Source organism: Synechococcus sp. CS-197, from assembly GCF_025128215.1.
Lineage (GTDB): Bacteria > Cyanobacteriota > Cyanobacteriia > PCC-6307 > Cyanobiaceae > Synechococcus_C.
Map to the genome: position 1 here is coordinate 71,003 of NZ_JAHLZC010000016.1, position 15,858 is coordinate 86,860.

The 15,858-nt window shown below is 62.1% G+C and carries 16 protein-coding genes; 12 read left to right on the forward strand and 4 right to left on the reverse strand.

From position 1 onward, the window contains the following. Positions 1 to 17 precede the first annotated feature (17 nt). The 4 genes from mnmG to KQ296_RS06285 all read left to right on the forward strand — a co-directional run bounded on the left by mnmG (position 18) and on the right by KQ296_RS06285 (position 3,847). The gene (mnmG, locus tag KQ296_RS06270) at positions 18 to 1,997 is read left to right on the forward strand and encodes a tRNA uridine-5-carboxymethylaminomethyl(34) synthesis enzyme MnmG (RefSeq protein ID WP_011934306.1); all 1,980 of its coding nucleotides are present in this window, start codon (positions 18 to 20) and stop codon (positions 1,995 to 1,997) included. A gap of 24 nt (positions 1,998 to 2,021) precedes the next feature. After that, positions 2,022 to 2,738 carry a hypothetical protein gene (locus KQ296_RS06275; RefSeq protein ID WP_011934307.1) on the forward strand — a complete coding sequence of 239 codons (717 nt, stop codon included), beginning with the start codon at positions 2,022 to 2,024 and terminating at the stop codon, positions 2,736 to 2,738. A gap of 32 nt (positions 2,739 to 2,770) precedes the next feature. Next, positions 2,771 to 3,331, forward strand: a complete 561-nt coding sequence (locus KQ296_RS06280) for a chorismate lyase (protein WP_011934308.1) — start codon at positions 2,771 to 2,773, stop codon at positions 3,329 to 3,331. Between the two features lie 87 nt (positions 3,332 to 3,418). Continuing rightward, entirely contained in the window at positions 3,419 to 3,847 is a 429-nt protein-coding gene (locus tag KQ296_RS06285; protein WP_011934309.1) for a hypothetical protein, read from the forward strand. Here KQ296_RS06285 and KQ296_RS06290 read toward each other — a convergent pair. The 3 genes from KQ296_RS06290 to KQ296_RS06300 form a co-directional block, all read right to left on the reverse strand. After that, positions 3,834 to 4,355: a DUF1269 domain-containing protein gene (locus tag KQ296_RS06290; RefSeq protein WP_011934310.1), complete on the reverse strand. Its 522-nt coding sequence runs from the start codon at positions 4,353 to 4,355 to the stop codon at positions 3,834 to 3,836. The two genes, KQ296_RS06285 and KQ296_RS06290, sit on opposite strands and share 14 nt — an antisense overlap. A 42-nt stretch (positions 4,356 to 4,397) precedes the next feature. Further along, a complete protein-coding gene (locus KQ296_RS06295) occupies positions 4,398 to 4,928 on the reverse strand; it encodes a hypothetical protein (protein WP_011934311.1) in 531 nt (176 codons plus the stop codon). Between the two features lie 110 nt (positions 4,929 to 5,038). Beyond that, positions 5,039 to 5,587 carry a SprT family zinc-dependent metalloprotease gene (locus KQ296_RS06300; protein ID WP_011934312.1) on the reverse strand — a complete coding sequence of 183 codons (549 nt, stop codon included), beginning with the start codon at positions 5,585 to 5,587 and terminating at the stop codon, positions 5,039 to 5,041. Positions 5,588 to 5,678: 91 nt separating this feature from the next. On the opposite strand from KQ296_RS06300, the gene KQ296_RS06305 reads away from it, so the two are divergent. The 4 genes from KQ296_RS06305 to KQ296_RS06320 are packed head-to-tail and all read left to right on the forward strand — an operon-like array spanning position 5,679 to position 9,542. Further along, entirely contained in the window at positions 5,679 to 6,110 is a 432-nt protein-coding gene (locus KQ296_RS06305) for a hypothetical protein (RefSeq protein ID WP_011934313.1), read from the forward strand. A 16-nt stretch (positions 6,111 to 6,126) separates the two neighbouring features. Next, entirely contained in the window at positions 6,127 to 8,223 is a 2,097-nt protein-coding gene (gene ligA, locus KQ296_RS06310) for an NAD-dependent DNA ligase LigA (protein ID WP_011934314.1), read from the forward strand. An 18-nt stretch (positions 8,224 to 8,241) separates the two neighbouring features. After that, complete coding sequence (locus KQ296_RS06315) at positions 8,242 to 9,357, forward strand: TIGR00341 family protein (RefSeq protein ID WP_011934315.1); 1,116 nt, start codon at positions 8,242 to 8,244, stop codon at positions 9,355 to 9,357. Further along, complete coding sequence (locus KQ296_RS06320) at positions 9,354 to 9,542, forward strand: hypothetical protein (protein WP_011934316.1); 189 nt, start codon at positions 9,354 to 9,356, stop codon at positions 9,540 to 9,542. The genes KQ296_RS06315 and KQ296_RS06320 overlap by 4 nt, the downstream gene beginning before the upstream one ends. Here KQ296_RS06320 and KQ296_RS06325 read toward each other — a convergent pair. Beyond that, a complete protein-coding gene (locus tag KQ296_RS06325) occupies positions 9,524 to 10,159 on the reverse strand; it encodes a TVP38/TMEM64 family protein (protein WP_011934317.1) in 636 nt (211 codons plus the stop codon). The two genes, KQ296_RS06320 and KQ296_RS06325, sit on opposite strands and share 19 nt — an antisense overlap. Before the next feature lie 30 nt (positions 10,160 to 10,189). Here KQ296_RS06325 and KQ296_RS06330 point away from each other — a divergent pair, with 30 nt between their 5' ends. From KQ296_RS06330 to KQ296_RS06345, 4 genes are read left to right on the forward strand one after another with little or no spacing between them, the layout of a single operon-like run. Continuing rightward, positions 10,190 to 11,950 carry an ABC transporter permease subunit gene (locus KQ296_RS06330; protein WP_011934318.1) on the forward strand — a complete coding sequence of 587 codons (1,761 nt, stop codon included), beginning with the start codon at positions 10,190 to 10,192 and terminating at the stop codon, positions 11,948 to 11,950. After that, a complete protein-coding gene (locus KQ296_RS06335; protein ID WP_011934319.1) occupies positions 11,947 to 13,257 on the forward strand; it encodes a nitrate/sulfonate/bicarbonate ABC transporter ATP-binding protein in 1,311 nt (436 codons plus the stop codon). Before KQ296_RS06330 ends, KQ296_RS06335 begins: the two co-directional genes overlap by 4 nt. Next, on the forward strand, positions 13,254 to 14,486 hold the full coding sequence (locus KQ296_RS06340; protein WP_011934320.1) for an ABC transporter substrate-binding protein: 1,233 nt from the start codon (positions 13,254 to 13,256) through the stop codon (positions 14,484 to 14,486). Before KQ296_RS06335 ends, KQ296_RS06340 begins: the two co-directional genes overlap by 4 nt. After that, positions 14,483 to 15,835, forward strand: coding sequence for a mechanosensitive ion channel family protein (locus KQ296_RS06345; RefSeq protein WP_011934321.1), 1,353 nt, complete (start codon positions 14,483 to 14,485; stop codon positions 15,833 to 15,835). Before KQ296_RS06340 ends, KQ296_RS06345 begins: the two co-directional genes overlap by 4 nt. Positions 15,836 to 15,858: the final 23 nt, after the last annotated feature.

The window sequence follows — 15,858 nt, forward strand, 5'->3', positions numbered from 1 at the left end:
TTGCCGATACTGGAGCGATGGCCAACAGCTTCTCTCCCACAGAAATTTTCGACGTGATCGTCGTGGGGGGCGGTCATGCCGGCTGTGAAGCCGCCATCACCAGTGCTCGCCTCGGGCTGAACACCGCCCTGTTCACCCTCAATCTGGATCGCATCGCCTGGCAGCCCTGCAATCCGGCCGTGGGTGGCCCCGCCAAAAGCCAGCTCGTCCATGAAGTGGATGCCCTCGGGGGAGTGATCGGCCGCCTCGCCGACGCCACCGCCATCCAGAAACGCATCCTCAACGCCAGCCGCGGCCCTGCGGTGTGGGCTCTGCGTGCGCAGACCGACAAACGTCAGTACTCCCGCCAGATGTTGCAGCTGCTGCAGCACACCCCCAACCTGGCCCTGCGCGAAGCGATGGTGACGGGGCTGGAGATCGACGGCGATCCCGCAGGTGGCGGTGAACACTGGGATCCCAGCCAAGGTCCAGCCGCACGCATCACCGGTGTACGCACCTATTTCGGCAGCCTTTACGGAGCCAAAGCCGTCGTGCTCACCGCCGGCACCTTCCTCGGCGGACGCATCTGGGTGGGCCACCAGTCGATGGCCGCAGGACGGGCCGGCGAGCAGGCCGCCGAAGGCCTCACCGAAGCACTCCAGCAACTGGGCTTCCACACCGATCGGCTCAAAACCGGCACCCCGGCTCGGGTGGACCGGCGCAGCATCGCCCTCGATCAACTCGAGGAGCAACCCAGCGATGCGGCCGACCGCTTCTTCTCCTTTGACCCCGCCGCCTGGAGCAGCGGCGAACAGATGAGCTGCCATATCACCCGCACCACGGCAGCAACCCATCAATTGATCAAAGACAACCTTCATCTCACCGCGATCTACGGCGGCGTGATCGACAGCAAGGGACCGCGCTACTGCCCCTCGATCGAAGACAAGATCGTTCGCTTTGCCGACAAAGACAGCCACCAGATCTTCCTGGAGCCCGAAGGGCGCGACACGCCGGAGATCTACGTGCAGGGCTTCTCCACCGGCCTGCCTGAACCGATCCAGTTGCAACTGCTGCGCAGCCTGCCTGGCCTGGAACAAGCCGTGATGCTGCGGCCGGCCTACTCCGTTGATTACGACTATCTGCCTGCCACGCAACTGCTGCCGTCGCTGGAGACCAAACGCGTGCAGGGACTCTTCAGCGCCGGCCAACTGAACGGCACCACGGGCTACGAGGAAGCCGCAGCCCAGGGGCTGGTGGCTGGACTGAATGCCGCACGGCGCATCCGCGCTGAAGAGGCGGTGCACTTCCCTCGAGAAGGCAGCTACATCGGCACCATGATCGACGACCTGGTGAGCAAGGATCTGCGCGAGCCTTACCGGGTGCTCACCAGTCGCAGTGAATACAGGCTCGTGCTGCGCGGCGACAACGCCGACCGCCGCCTCACCCCCCTGGGCCGTGAGCTCGGTTTGATCGATGACCGTCGTTGGCGCTTGTTTGAAGACAAACTCCAGGCGATGGAGGCCGAAAAGCAGCGGCTGGAACAGCAGCGCCTCAAGGTGAGTGACCCTGCAGCCCCAGCTGTGGAGCAAGAAACCGGTGCGCCTATCAAAGGCTCGATCACCCTGGCCGACCTCTTGCGCCGGCCGGGCATGCATGCCGCCGACCTGGTGCGCCACGGCCTGGCCGATGCAGGCCTCCCCCTGCCCGTGCGCGAAGGCGCCGAAATCGACATCAAATACAGCGGTTACCTGGCTCGCCAACAGCAGCAGATCGACCAGGTGAAACGCCAAGGCCGGCGCAAGCTTCCTGAAACCATCGACTACGCCAGCATCAGCACCTTGTCGCGGGAAGCGCGTGAAAAGCTCACAGCAGTGCGCCCACTCACCCTGGGCCAGGCCAGCCAGATCCCTGGGGTGAGCCAAGCCGATCTCACCTCTTTGTTGATGTGGCTCGAACTGCAGCAACGGCGCAGTCAACCCAGCGCTTCACACCTCGCCCCCACTGGCCAGGCTCGATAGCGTTGATGGAGACAACAACCTGCGGTGTCTCCTCGCCTCCCCACATCCCAGGCCTACTGGAACCTGCGCGCTGAGCAGGTGATGGATCGGGTGTTCAGCGACGGGGAACGCACCCTGGAGGCCGTTCAGGTGCAAGTGCGTGACGTCAAAACGCCACCACCAGCCCCCGCCTCAACGTCAACGGCCAGCTCGAAGGCCCCCGAGCCAAGGCAGCGCGTCCCCATCAGCCTGCTGGTGCTGACCCTGATGGGAGTGCTGGGCTCCTTCAGCTTGGGTCTCCAGTGGTGGAGCGCCCAACAGGCCCTGCAGCGGGAACGCAACCTGGCCCTGATTGAAAAGCTGCGTCAGCGCACAGCAACCACCAAGCCCTCAGAGGCATCCACGGCGATTGAAAACCCCCAGGAGCCGATTCCAGCCCCGCCAGTGGTTCAGCAACTGGAGCCGGTGACCATTCCCATCCGCTCCCTACCCAGACCGGAAGAGCCATTGCCAACACCCGCAGAGGTGGAATCGGCTGCAGCAGCGGTGCCCATAACCCCGGAGCCACTGCTGGTGGGTGTGGTCCACAGCGGCGGAGGCCAGGGATCGGCCATCTTTCAACTCGGTAACCAGTCCTTAGCGGCAGCACCCGGGGAAAGCATCGGCAACAGTGGCTGGTCCCTACGCAGCGTGACGGCGAACGGGGCAGTGATCGAACGGGGCGGCGCCAGCCGTTCACTCTCCGTGGGAGGTGCCTTCTGAACCCCATCGACGCCCTGACCCCCTCGCCAACTGTGCTCTGGGAGGCTCCCACCGCCGCCGTTCTGGCAGGCGAAGAACCCGGCTGGCTGCCTGGCCCCTGGCGCTTGATGCTGCTTGGAGATGGCAGCCCCACACGGCACCTGCGCTTGCTGACAAGCCATCCGGTCGCCGTTCGCGTCAGTGCCATGGAAGCGGATACGGCACTGCACGGCGCGCCGCGGGAAGTGCGTGAACTCAGCTATCCCCTGCTGCGACGACAGGTGTGGCTGGAGTGCGGCGACATCACTCTGGCCTGGGCGGAAAGCTGGTGGAACCAAACCGAAGCGGAGCAACACCTCCAAGACCGCAACCTGCCGATCTGGATCAGCCTCACCCAGGGACGCTCAGAGCTGTTCCGGGAAGTGGATGGTCTGGCCCTGGTGACTGCCCCCTGGCTCGAACAGGGCTTTGGTGAGCCGGGACCCTTCTGGAGCCGCCATTACCGCTTCTTCCGCCAGGGGAAGGAACTCACCGTGATCCGGGAAGTGTTCAGCCCAGCTCTGGAACGCTGGCTTGGAGAAGCTCCACGCCGGCCGCTTCATGCAGCGTCATGAAGAAATCCAGCGTTTGATGGGGATTTGAACTTGACAACTTGCTTGCTGTTGTGCTGCAGCAATCATGCGCCTATCGGCAACGATTCCATGGCGACCTCCACCTGGGTGAACCTCCACGATCTCGGCCGCACGTTCGGCATCTCCGCCCGCCATTGCGGACGCGTGCTGGAGCGGGAAGGCTGGCGGGACCGCCATGGCTGCCCCACCCCCGCAGCTCTGGAGATGGGTGCAGCCGAACAACGTGCTCCCCACCGCAAGGGCCGCTCCGCGCTTTGGAACGCTGAACTCTGCTCTGTCGTTCTCGAACGTCAGGGACATCACCCCCTCAGCCAAGACCAGCACGTGAACCAATGGACGGACCTGCTTGAAGCCATGGCGGCTGGATCAGCCTCGATCACGACCAGCGTTGATCAGATGGCCGAGGAACTCCCTGCCGATCTGGTCGACGCGGTGAACCAGCAACTGAACCGGCGCGGTTGCCGCTACCAGGTGCAGCGGCCGATCAAGACAGCCTGAGAGCTTCAGCCTGCTTGCGCGCTGTCTCCAACTGCGCCTTGAGCGCCTCTTCATCGGTGTGGCTGAGGTTGGTGTGGATCAGCCGGGCATGGGGAGCGTGGCGGCGCAGGCGCTCGATCACCCGATCCGGCGTGGAGTCGCGCACCAACAGCGCCAGCGCGGCACTGCCCTGGGGCAAGGTCTCCGCCAGTTCCGCGAGAAACTTGTCGTTGATTCCGATGTCGTTGAGGGCCCCGGACGCGGCACCGGCGCCAGCCCCCACCGCAGCCCCCAGCAGGGGGTTGGCAAAGATCAAACCGATGAGCAAACCCCAGAACGTGCCGCCCATGGCACCAGCTGCGGTCATGTTGATCGCCTGGCGCAGATGCACATGACCATCGTCTCCGTGCTCGAGCACCACCGCATCCTCCAAGGTGATCAGATGCTCTTGCTGGATGGTGACCAGCTCACGCCGAACATCCTCAGCTTCAGCGACCTTCGGGAAGCCCACAACCACCAGGTTGCTCATCTCGGTTGATTCAGTTGCGCGGAGCCTAGGGGCTTTTGAGCCTCAGGCTCCGTCGCGCCGCCGACTGGAACGGGGAAAGGAGCGACGAACCGACGTTCGCGGCTCTGGCATGGATGCTGACGGGGACGGCTCCGGCGCAGAAGTGGGTGGACGCTCTGAGCGTTGCCAACGTTCGACGCGGAAGTCTGCGTCGTCTGGCCAATCCTCCTGAACGGGTTCTACGCGCGGCTGAGGACGGGTTTCAGTCGGAGGCATCAACAGCGGTTGCCGCCGCGACATCGCCTCGAGGGGACGCTTGCCCGAGGGCCGGGGCCTCGTCCCTGCGGAGGACTCAGGGGTCGGCACACGATCACTCCAGTCGTCGTCTTCATCCAGAAGCCAATCCACGCGATCACCAACCCAACGGCCAACGGCATCAAGGCGGGATCCGACCTGCGGCCGCCCGCCGCCACGCCGTCCGGGACGGGTACCGGAGACGCCATCCACCAGTTGCCGCCCCGTTTCAATCCATTGATCAAACCGCGAATCCAATGGCTCAGCACCACGCTGGCGGCGTTGTCGACGTGCATCCATGGTTCAACGTTACCGACGCCGCTGCTCCAACCAACGTTCCCGTTGCATGCCGATGAGAGCGATGGACACCCCACCGATCTCCAAGACCCAGAGAAACAGATCCATGAACGTCAGCGCTCCTCTGGGGCCGGCTCGTACACAAGCAGACAACTGGCATGCCAGCGACCCCCATGATGCTGATTGCAGCATTGGCGGCAAGCGGCCTGTTTCACGCGCCGCCGGTAGGGCGTGCGCCGTCCGCAGCGTGGGCACACAGCAATCCAACGCGGTGGTTGCTGCGGCACTGGAAAACGGTGCCGCACGCTCACCTCAAAGCGATCCTGAACCGCGTTGATGGCCTGCATGCGCGCCAGAAAGTTGGGGCCATGGCTTTCGTTGCTTTTCAGCACGAGATCCACCCAGGCGTGAATCATCTCGTGGCAGAGGGTGCTCTCCGTGGCTTCGCGCGGCAGTGACCCCAACAGAGGCCGCGACAACACGATCTCCCTGCCGAGGGGGGGGGCCACGGACACACCACGCCGGTAAAGGCCGGCGGTGCGGCGAAGCCGGCCATCGCTCCAACGAACGGCAACCAGGGGTTGGTGCCCCTGGGTGAGCGAGCCCTCGAAGTGTTCACGATTCAGCCGATGAAACAGCGGCAACAACGGCTCGAGCGGCATGGTCGGCAGGTGCCGGATGCGGGAGGTCGGTCCAGTCTGCCTCCATCCAGCGGATCGTCAGTCAGACTCACTGTCCAAATGGCATGGGCTGATGGATCTGGGTCTGGTGCGGGAAATCGGAAGCAAGGCACTGCTCGCCGGTGGTGGTGCCCTGCTCCTCTACTGGACAATCACCGCGGTGAAACTGGTGCTCAGCGCCCGCGGCATCAATCCCCTGATCAAGCAATTCTTCACCCAGGTGGCCGCTGGACGGGTGGATGCGGCCTATCTCCTCACCACCAAGACCTATCGCCAGCATGTGAATCGCCAGCAGTTCATCCGCTACCTGGCAGGCCTGAAACTCAATCGTTTCCGCAACCTCAAATCAGGTCGTCCCCGGCTTCAGGAAGGCAACATGATTCTCACGGTGAAGCTGATCGCCGAAGACAAAGAAGAAATGCCCCTCGATTTCACGTTCACCAAAGTGGACGACAACTGGAAGATCGAACGCATCGCCACCCTCAACGCCAACGCCAAGAGCTGACGGCCTCCTCGTGTCCATGTCCATCCCGCAGGGTTTGCAGGAGCGCGCTGCCGAACTGAGGCAGCTCCTCAACAGAGCCGCTCACGCCTACTACGTGCTCGATGCTCCCGACCTTGAGGATTCTGTTTACGACAGGCTGTACCGAGAACTGCTCGACCTCGAAGCAGCGCATCCAGAGCTGGTTGAAGCCGACAGTCCCACCCAACGGGTCGGTGGCTCTCCGGCCGAAGGCTTCCGCAGTGTCACCCACCGCATCCCCCTGTTCAGCCTCGACAATGCCTTCAGCGCTGAAGAGCTGAGGGGCTGGTACACCCGGCTGCTCAAGGTGCTCGACCGTGAGCCCCCCTCGGGATCCCCCCTGCCGGCCCTGGCGATGGTGGGAGAACTGAAAATTGATGGCAATGCCCTGGCGCTGAGCTACGACAACGGCGTGTTGGTGCGTGCGGCAACCCGGGGTGATGGCGATCAAGGGGAAGACATCACCGCCAACGTGCGCACCATTGCCTCCATTCCTCTGCGCCTGCACCTCGACCCCCCACCCGCCTGGGTGGAGGTGCGCGGCGAAGCCCTGATTCCCGACAACACCTTTGCCGCCATTAATAGTGAGCGGGCTGCACGCGACGAGCCCCTGTTCGCCAATCCCCGCAATGCCTGCGCCGGAACCCTGCGACAGCTGGACCCGAAGGTGGTGGCCGCCAGGCGCCTCGACTTCTTTGCCTACACCCTTCACCTCCCCGAGGACTGGTCGGGGGAACGCCCCACCAGCCAATGGGAGAGCCTGCGCTGGTTGGAGGATGCAGGTTTCCGCGTGAACCCCAACGCCGCGCTGCTCCCCGATGTTGACTCGGTTGAGCAGTTTTTCGGCGACTGGGACAGCCGGCGCCACGATCTCAATTACGCCACCGATGGGGTGGTGGTGAAGCTCAACGACCTGCGCCTGCAGGACGCTGCTGGCTTCACCCAGAAAGCACCGCGCTGGGCCATCGCTCTCAAATACCCCGCCGAGGAAGCGCCCAGCCGCCTGCTCAAACTCACCTGTCAGGTGGGCCGCACCGGCGTGGTCACACCCGTCGCCGAATTCGAACCGGTCTCTCTGGCGGGCACGAGCGTCAGTCGCGCCACCCTGCACAACGCCGATCGTCTGCAGGAGCTTGATCTGCACAGCGGCGACACGATCATTGTGCGCAAGGCAGGGGAGATCATCCCTGAAGTGCTGCGGGTTCTCCCCGAACTGCGTCCGGAGGGTGCCCTGCCCCTGGAGCTGCCGCAGCAGTGCCCCTCCTGCGGCTCGGATCTGGTGCGCGAAAGCGGTGAAGCCGCCACACGCTGTGTGAACAGCAGTTGTCCCGCCATCCTGAGCGGGGCCCTGCGCCACTGGGTGAGCAAGGGTGCGCTGGATGTGGATGGCCTCGGCAGCAAGCTGATTGAACAACTGGTTGAGCGAGGCCTTGTGCGCTCGATCGCCGACCTCTATCGCCTCGACACCGCCCTGCTCACAAGCCTGGAGCGCATGGGTGAAAAAAGTGCCGGCAATTTGGTGGCCGCTTTGGCCCAATCCCGAACGCAGCCCTGGTCGCGCCAGCTCTACGGCCTGGGGATCCATCACGTTGGCGAGGTGAATGCCAAAGCCCTGGCCTCGGCCTTTGCCGACGCCCACAGCCTTGCTGACGCAGCCGTGCAACGGCCGGAGGCGATCACCGATTTGCACGGCATCGGTCCGGAGATCGCCCAGAGCCTGCAGCAGTGGTTCAACACCTCAGCCAACCAGGATCTACTTCAGCAGCTGCGCGCGGTGGGCCTCACGCTGGCGGCCTCGGATCAGGAGCGTCAGGCCCTGGCAGATCGCAACAACGGCAAGGGGCACCTCAACGGCCAGACCTTCGTGCTCACCGGCACCTTGCCCTCGCTCTCCCGGTCTCAGGCCCAGGCCTTGATCGAAGGAGCAGGGGGCAAGGTGAGTGGATCGGTGAGCAAGAAAACCAGTTTCGTGGTGGCTGGCGACGAAGCCGGAAGCAAACTAGACAAGGCCAACACCCTCGGCGTCAGCGTGCTCGATGAAGCAGCGCTGATGCTCTTGATCCAAAACAGCGCCGACACCATCCATCTGCTTTAGACGATCGAGGCCCATCCCATGCCCACGCTGATCACAGGCGCATTCGAAGCACTCACAGGGGAGTGGCAGATCAACCTCGAGCAGCGCGTCCCACGCAAAGAGCTTTACAAGGCCCGCATCGAGTCCTCGAAACCGTCCTTGGGTTTCTTTGTGCTTCTGCTGTGTTCAGCAGTGATTGCCACTCTCGGGCTGATCTCCAACAGCACCGCTGTGGTGATCGGCGCCATGATCGTGGCACCGCTGATGGATCCGATCCTGAGCCTGGCCTTCGCTCTGGCCATCAGCAACAACACCTTGGCGAAGCGTTCCCTGCTCACCATCCTGCTGGGTGTGCTCACCGTCGTTGGCACAGCGGCGTTCTTGTCGATGCTGCTCGACGTAAGCGAGGTGAATCGGGAGATGACCGCCCGCACCGCTCCCAACCTGATCGATCTCGGCATCGCCGTTGCCGCCGCCATTGCCGGATCCTTCAGCATGACGCGCGCTGGGTTATCGAACTCGATTGCCGGTGTGGCCATCGCTGTGGCCCTCGTCCCTCCCCTCTGCGTCTGCGGCATTGGCTTGAGCCTGGGTCAGGAAGTGGTGGCGGTGTTCGGACGGGGAACAGTGGCAGGGATCACCAATCAGATCTCCGAGGGCTCATTCCTGTTGTTTCTGGCCAACCTGATCGGCATCACCGTGGCCAGCCTGTTCATCTTCTTGATCCAGCGCTATGGGTCGGTGGGGCAGAGCTGGCGCAATCTGCTGGTTTGGCTCGGTCTTCTCGGTCTGCTCTCGATCCCCCTGTCCTCATCGCTGCGCGACTTCAGCATCAAACAGCAGCTGGATGGTCAGTTCGCCAGCTTCAAAGCCGGTCGGGTGCGGCAGTTCGAACTCACCCGTAAGAATCCCTACCTCTGGCAAAAGGTGCGCATGCTCTACAGCAACATCCGAGTTGTCGATAACAAAGCCACCGTTGATCTCGTGCTCAGCGCTCCTGAAGGTCTGGTCACAGACGGACTGGCGCAGGAGGTGTACGAGGGCCTCGCCGACCGCGCCAAGAATGACCTGGGCCTGGACGACATCAAGACCACCATCAGCGTGATCCCCAATCAGATCTTTAAATACAGCGAAACGTCGCAGCCATCCTCATGAATCAACAGGATCAACAACGGCCCCCTGTGTTTCGTTGGATCAAAACCGACTGCGGCCGCGCCAAATATGCCGACCTCAGCGCACGCCAGGGATTGCGGGCCAAAGGCCGGCTGATCTGGTTCGTGCTGATCGCTGCAATCCGCGACTGGCGCCTCGCGGATCCCGATCAACCCGCCGGATCTTGATCCAGCTCTGATCCCTCCTGCAGGGCCTTGCGCGCAGCACGGCCCACCAGCCACACAACCGCAACGGTGGCCAGCACACCGACAACCCGCAACACCCAGGCCTGAGGAGACGTCTCCCCGGCCAACACCTCCCCGAATCGGGCAGCGCTTCCAGCCAGGGCACCCAGCGCGCAAAACAGAATCGTGCCAGGAATGATGCCGATCAGGCCCAGGTTGTAGTCGCGCAGGCTCACGTCACTGAGTCCGTAGGCGAGGTTCAGCAAAGAGAACGGAAAGGCTGGAGACAGGCGGGTGAGCAACACCAACCGGAACCCTTCACGGCTTACCGCCTTCTCGATCGCCAGCAGTTTCGGGAAGCGCTTGAGGCGACGTTGTGCCCAACCGCGCAAGCGGTGGCGCCCCAGCAGAAACGCAGCTTCCGCCCCGAGCGTGGCTCCAGCGAACACGATCACACTGCCCCACCAGGTGCCGTAGAGAGCACCCGCCAGCATCGAAGCCCAGATGCCAGGCAAGAGCACCGTGACCCAAACCGCATACAGGGGAATAAACACCAGAGCTCCTAACGGAGACTGCAACCAGTGCAGAACGGCCTCCGTGCTCAGCAGATCGCTCGCCATTCCTTAACCCTTGCGCCTTACAACCGTTCCATGGAGAAGCTGTTCAGCGCAACTGCCAACCCTGCGCCACCACGCCATGGAACGGTCAGTGTTCGCCTCGGGGGAACGCCGATTCTTGACCTGGCCCTGCTCGTGCTCGGCCTGGCGCTCGTCGCCGGAATCGCAAGCCTCAGCAGCCAGATGGCCGTGAGTTTTCATCCGGAGGCCTCCACCCTCTCCGGCATTGATCTCAATCCAATCCACCTGCCCGCCTATGCCGCACGCTCCAGCCTGCGCATGTTCATCGGCCTGGGCATCTCCCTGGGGATCTGTCTGGTGGTGGGCACCCTGGCAGCCCGCAATGCCATCGCCGAACGGGTGATCCTCCCCCTGGTCGACATCCTGCAATCGGTGCCGGTTCTGGGCTTTCTGGCCATCACCGTGGCCTTTTTCATCAATCTGTTCCGCGGCAGCCTGCTGGGGCTTGAGGCGGCGTCGATCTTCGCGATCGTGACCGGCCAGTTGTGGAATCTGATCTTCTCTTACTACCAATCACTGCGCACGGTGCCGAGCGATCTGAGCGAAGCAGCGACGCTCTATCGCTTCAGTGGTTGGCAGCGCTTCACCCAGCTGGATCTCCCGGCCGGAAGCATCAATCTGGTCTGGAACGGAATGATGAGCTTCGCTGGCGGCTGGTTCTTCGCCACACAAAGTGAGGCGATCAGCGTCAACAACGCTGACTACACCCTGCCGGGGTTGGGGTCCTACGTCGCCGCTGCGATTGCAGCCCAACGGCTGGATTGCATTCTCTGGGCTTTGATCACCATGGTGCTGGTGGTGGTGATCAGTGATCAGCTGTTCTGGAGACCGCTCGTGGCCTGGAGTGAGCGTTTTCGTCTCGACAGCGGCGCCGCCGGTGAACCGGCGCGTTCCTGGTTCCTCGATCTGCTGAATCGATCGGGCGGACTGCGTTGGCTCAAAGCGGCAGGGGCCATCACCTTGCAACCGCTAACAAGGACCTTGCGACGACTCACCCAAGCGCCAGAGCAACCATCCAACACGCGCGAGTCGGGGGCTGTTCCCGCCTGGCTCGATCCGCTGTTGCTGCTTCTCGCCGGGGCCGCGGTGGTGTGGGGACTGGACGTGATCCTGCATGAAGTCGGACCAGCCGAAACCCTGGAGGTGTTGGGCTTTGGGCTGCTCACCCTCGGGCGGGTGCTCGCTGTAGTGGCGCTGAGTTCTCTGGTGTTTCTCCCCCTCGCCGTGATGATCGGCCTGCGCCCACGGTTGTCCACGCTCCTCCAGCCTCTGATCCTGATGCTGGCCAGCATTCCTGCCAATCTGCTGTTCCCCTTCTTCACCCTGCTGTTTCTCTTCAGCGGGCTGCCGATGTGGATCGGCAGCGTGATCCTGATGGCCCTCGGTTCCCAGTGGTACGTGTTGTTCAACACCACAGCTGGCGCCAGCGCCATTCCCAACGATCTGCGCGAAATGGAGCAGGTGTTTGGTCTGCGCGGGAAACAGCGTTGGAGCCGCTATCTGCTGCCTGCGGTGTTCAGCTCCTGGGTCACCGGAGCGATCACGGCCAGCGGAGCCGCGTGGAATGCCTCGATCGTGGCGGAGGTGGTCACCTGGGGCTCAACAACGCTGCAAACCACAGGGCTCGGGGCTTACATCGCCGAAGCCACCCGCAGCGGCGACGGGCCCCGCATCCTGCTGGGCTTGATGGTGATGAGCCTGTTTGTGGTGGGGTTCAACCGCCTGCTCTGGCGCCCTCTGTACCGAATCGCGGAACGACGCTTCGCCCTATGACCACCCTGCTTTCGCTTCAGAACGTCTACAAAACATTCCCTGCCGCCGATCGCAGTGGATCGATCACGGTGCTCGACAACATCGATCTGAGCATCGCTCGAGGAGAAGTGGTGGCTCTTCTCGGACGCAGCGGCAGCGGCAAGAGCACCTTGCTGCGGCTCATGGCCGGACTCACCGCACCGAGCAGGGGTCAGGTTCTGCATCACGACACCCCGTTGCGTGGCGTCAATCCCGACGTGGCGATCGTGTTTCAGAGTTTTGCCTTGCTGCCCTGGCTCACGGTTCTGGCCAACACCGGGGTCGGGCTTGAAGCCCGAGGCCTGAAGCCCGAAGAGATCCGCGACCGTTGTTTGGAAGCCCTAAAGAGGGTGGGTCTGGAGGGATTCGCCGAGGCCTATCCCCGGGAACTCAGTGGAGGGATGCGTCAGCGCGTTGGTTTTGCCCGTGCCTTTGTGCTCAACCCGGAACTCCTCGTTCTGGATGAGCCCTTCAGTGCCCTCGATGTGCTCACAGCCGAAAACCTTCGCCAAGACATTGATCAGCTGTGGGCAACTGGCCACTTTCCAGCCCAGTCGATGGTGGTGGTCACGCACAGCATTGAAGAGGCTGTGATGCTGAGCGACCGCATCGTGCTGCTGGGAGCCAATCCGGGAACGATCCGCGGTGTGATCAACAATCCCCTGCCCAGGCCGAGGGAGCGAGATGGCAAGAGTTTCAGCGACTTGGTGGAAGAGGTTTATGGCTACATGACCCATCCTGATGAGGTGATTGCATCCGAAGGCGATCGCCAGAAACCTGCGCCTCCGATCAAGGAGCAGATCACCGCACTTCCGGCCTGCCGGTTGCCCTCACTCAGTGATCTGGTCACACTGCTCCCCAAGCACCGAAGCCGCAAGCTTGCCGAACTCGCCTCTGATCTGGGACTGAGCGACGACAGCCTGCTGCCATTGGCAGAAGCTGGCGTCATCCTTGGATTGCTTGATACCAAGGGGAGTCAGGTGGAACTCACCGGCCTGGGCCGCCAACTGCGTAAGGCCGATTCCAACGGAGAGCGGCAGTTATTGGCCAAACAACTGCGCGAACGAATCCCCCTGGTGCAAACCGTGGAGCGTCTGCTAACCCGCAACCGGCGCAGTGGCGTGAGTGGCGCCATCATTTTGGACCTCATGGATGAACACCTCACCACCCCCCAAGTGGATCAAACGTTCCGAACCCTGGTGAGCTGGCTTCGCTTCACGGGAATCGCTCACTACAGCGACGACACACAGCGGTTTCAACGTCCTGATGACACAAGCGAACAGGCATGAAGCGATCACTCACCCTCTTCGCAGCGCTGGGCCTGCTCAGCGCCTGCAGCGGCAGTGACGAATCCCGCTCCACCTTGCTCAGAGTCGTGCGCACGTTGCCCGCCAACGAGGTGGTGACGGGGGAGGAAAGCGCACGCGATCGCAAACTGCTGCGCGATTTTCAAACCAACCTGCGCGCTGTGATCCCCGGACTGCGCATCCAACCCTCCCTTTATTCGGCCACCAGCGTCCAGGCGGAACTGCAACGCCAAACCAACAGTGGACTGGGACCCGATCTGGTGATCAGCGACGCCCAAACCATCCAGGCCCTGTTCGCTGCACGCCTACTCGATCCCGTGGCGCTCACGCCGGAACAACGCCAAGCCATTCCAGCGGAGCTGCTCACCCGCGTCAGCACAAGCAACGGAACCATCACGGGTTTACCGGTGTCCCAGTACATCCAACTGGCCTGTTACGACAAACGCAAACTCAAAAGCGCACCGAAAACACTGCGCGAACTCGCCCAGCAAAGCAGTGAGGGCAACATTTTCGGCCTCACCCAAAACTTCGAGAATCTCTATTGGAGTGTGGGCAGCTACGGCGCGGGAAAGGCATTGATCAGTTCCCTGCGTGGGGAGACACCGACAACACAGGATGTGAACCAGCTGGTGCAATGGCTCACCTGGCTGCGAGCAGCCAGCTTTCAGCAGAACGTTCTATTCATGAACGACCAGGCCACACTCAGGCAACAACTAATCAAAGGCAATCTGCACTGGATCAGCTGTTGGAGCACCCAGCTGCCCCAACTGCGCGAGGCCTTGAAAGACAATCTCGGCGTTGGGCTCCTACCAGCAGGGCCAGCAGGAAAAGCCACACCGGTGAGCCGACTGCAGGTGTGGGGACTCGGACGCAATTCCAGCCATCAACAACGGCTCAAAAGCGAAGAACTGATGCAATTCATCGTTCTTCCCTGGGCCCAGAAAACATGGGCCCTGCGTTACCGCACCTCCTACCCGGTGAATCCAGCCGCGGCACAGATCATCAATCGCGAAATCCCTGGAACCCAAGACCTTTATCTGAGCACCGATCAGGAGGATGTGCGCATTGGCGATGAAATTCAAGCCGCACTCAATCAAGATCCGAAACTTGAGCAAGCAATGCAATCCACACTGAATCATGTGATTTTTGGCACTGAAACCCCAAGCCAAGCCGCCGCAACACTGAACACCAAACTGGGACCGTCGTCATGAGCATCACCCCACTGCTTCTAACGGTGTCCCCCCGCGACATCCTCGTGGAGATGCTGAGCTGGCTGGCCTTTCTGCAGCGCTGGTCGGTGCTGTCCCAACTGCTTGTGCTGGCCGTGATCGTGCTTGTGGCACGCACACGCAGCCTCCAACTCCAACTCAATCGCTACCGCCTGCATCAACAGGTGCCAGAAGCGATCCGTGTTCTGCTCGGTCCTGCACTGGTCTTGATCCTTGCGGCTGTCTTTGCCGCATGCCAGGCACCCTTCGGACTCTTGCGCTATTTCGGGCTGCTCTGGCTGGGCTGGAATCTGTTTACGCCCTTGAAATTACTGGTTCAACGTGTCAAGCCACAGTTCCCGATCGAAGAGCTTGAAAGCACATTGTTCAAACCGATCTATGTGATTACAGCCACCGTTTCGATGCTCAGTCTGCTCGGTAGCCGCGAAAATCTCGCACGGGTTGGCATCGCCAACCTTTTTGGCGTTGAGATCACCTTGGGCAAGGTATACACAGCGATCGTGGCGATTTATCTGGTCGTTACGATTGCATCGCGACCTGCCGCAGTGATGGCCTGGGCCAGCGGCACGATCTTCGGGGTGCGTCAACAAAACAGGCGTGGCCTGGAATTGCTGTTCCGCTACAGCGTGATCGCCATCGGCATCGTGAGTGTGGCGTACTACATCGGCATCAACGGCAATGCATTCATCGCCATCGCCGGTGGTTTATCGGTGGGGATCGGTTTCGGAATCAAGGAAATCATCTCCAATTTCATCAGCAGCATCTGGTTGCTGTTTGAAGGCTCCGTGCGCCCAGGTGAAATCCTGATGATCAATGGAGATCCCTGCACCGTGCGCAAGCTCGGCCTCAGGGCAACACAGCTGAGGCGTGGCCGTGACGGCGCCGAACTGCTGATCCCGAATCAGACCTTCTTCACGCAGGAAGCAGCGTCTTATACCGCGGCTGAAACGGCACGTCGCGACAGCGTGGTCGTCGGCGCTGCCTATGACCACGATCCTGATCAGGTGATTGCGCTGCTGCTCGCGATTGCAGAAGACCACCCCAAAGTGAAGCCCTACCCGCCAGCGTCGGCTTTCGTGACGGACTTTGCCGATTCGTCGATCAACTACAAAGTGCTCTTCTGGGTGGCCAACCCCCTTGATGCCTTCGCTGTGGGCAGTGATCTGCGCAGGGAGATCTGGAAACGTTTCGAGAAAGAAGGAATCACCATCCCCTTCCCCCAACGCCAGGTGTATCCCATGCAATGGCCACCGAGCCTGCAACAGAGCCACAACAGCCAACCCACTCCTGATCAGCCAACACCAGGCCAGGAGCCAAGGAACGCCAGCTAAAATCTCGGGCCTTGACGCACTAG

What these genes read in the sequence shown, in the direction of transcription:
- mnmG (WP_011934306.1), top strand. Translation starts at nt 18, where the DNA reads ATGGCCAACAGCTTCTCTCCCACAGAAATTTTCGACGTGATCGTCGTG.
- KQ296_RS06285 (WP_011934309.1), top strand. Translation starts at nt 3,419, where the DNA reads ATGGCGACCTCCACCTGGGTGAACCTCCACGATCTCGGCCGCACGTTC.
- KQ296_RS06290 (WP_011934310.1), bottom strand. Translation starts at nt 4,355, where the DNA reads ATGAGCAACCTGGTGGTTGTGGGCTTCCCGAAGGTCGCTGAAGCTGAG.
- KQ296_RS06295 (WP_011934311.1), bottom strand. Translation starts at nt 4,928, where the DNA reads ATGGATGCACGTCGACAACGCCGCCAGCGTGGTGCTGAGCCATTGGAT.
- KQ296_RS06300 (WP_011934312.1), bottom strand. Translation starts at nt 5,587, where the DNA reads ATGCCGCTCGAGCCGTTGTTGCCGCTGTTTCATCGGCTGAATCGTGAA.
- KQ296_RS06305 (WP_011934313.1), top strand. Translation starts at nt 5,679, where the DNA reads ATGGATCTGGGTCTGGTGCGGGAAATCGGAAGCAAGGCACTGCTCGCC.
- ligA (WP_011934314.1), top strand. Translation starts at nt 6,127, where the DNA reads ATGTCCATCCCGCAGGGTTTGCAGGAGCGCGCTGCCGAACTGAGGCAG.
- KQ296_RS06315 (WP_011934315.1), top strand. Translation starts at nt 8,242, where the DNA reads ATGCCCACGCTGATCACAGGCGCATTCGAAGCACTCACAGGGGAGTGG.
- KQ296_RS06320 (WP_011934316.1), top strand. Translation starts at nt 9,354, where the DNA reads ATGAATCAACAGGATCAACAACGGCCCCCTGTGTTTCGTTGGATCAAA.
- KQ296_RS06325 (WP_011934317.1), bottom strand. Translation starts at nt 10,159, where the DNA reads ATGGCGAGCGATCTGCTGAGCACGGAGGCCGTTCTGCACTGGTTGCAG.
- KQ296_RS06330 (WP_011934318.1), top strand. Translation starts at nt 10,190, where the DNA reads ATGGAGAAGCTGTTCAGCGCAACTGCCAACCCTGCGCCACCACGCCAT.
- KQ296_RS06335 (WP_011934319.1), top strand. Translation starts at nt 11,947, where the DNA reads ATGACCACCCTGCTTTCGCTTCAGAACGTCTACAAAACATTCCCTGCC.
- KQ296_RS06340 (WP_011934320.1), top strand. Translation starts at nt 13,254, where the DNA reads ATGAAGCGATCACTCACCCTCTTCGCAGCGCTGGGCCTGCTCAGCGCC.
- KQ296_RS06345 (WP_011934321.1), top strand. Translation starts at nt 14,483, where the DNA reads ATGAGCATCACCCCACTGCTTCTAACGGTGTCCCCCCGCGACATCCTC.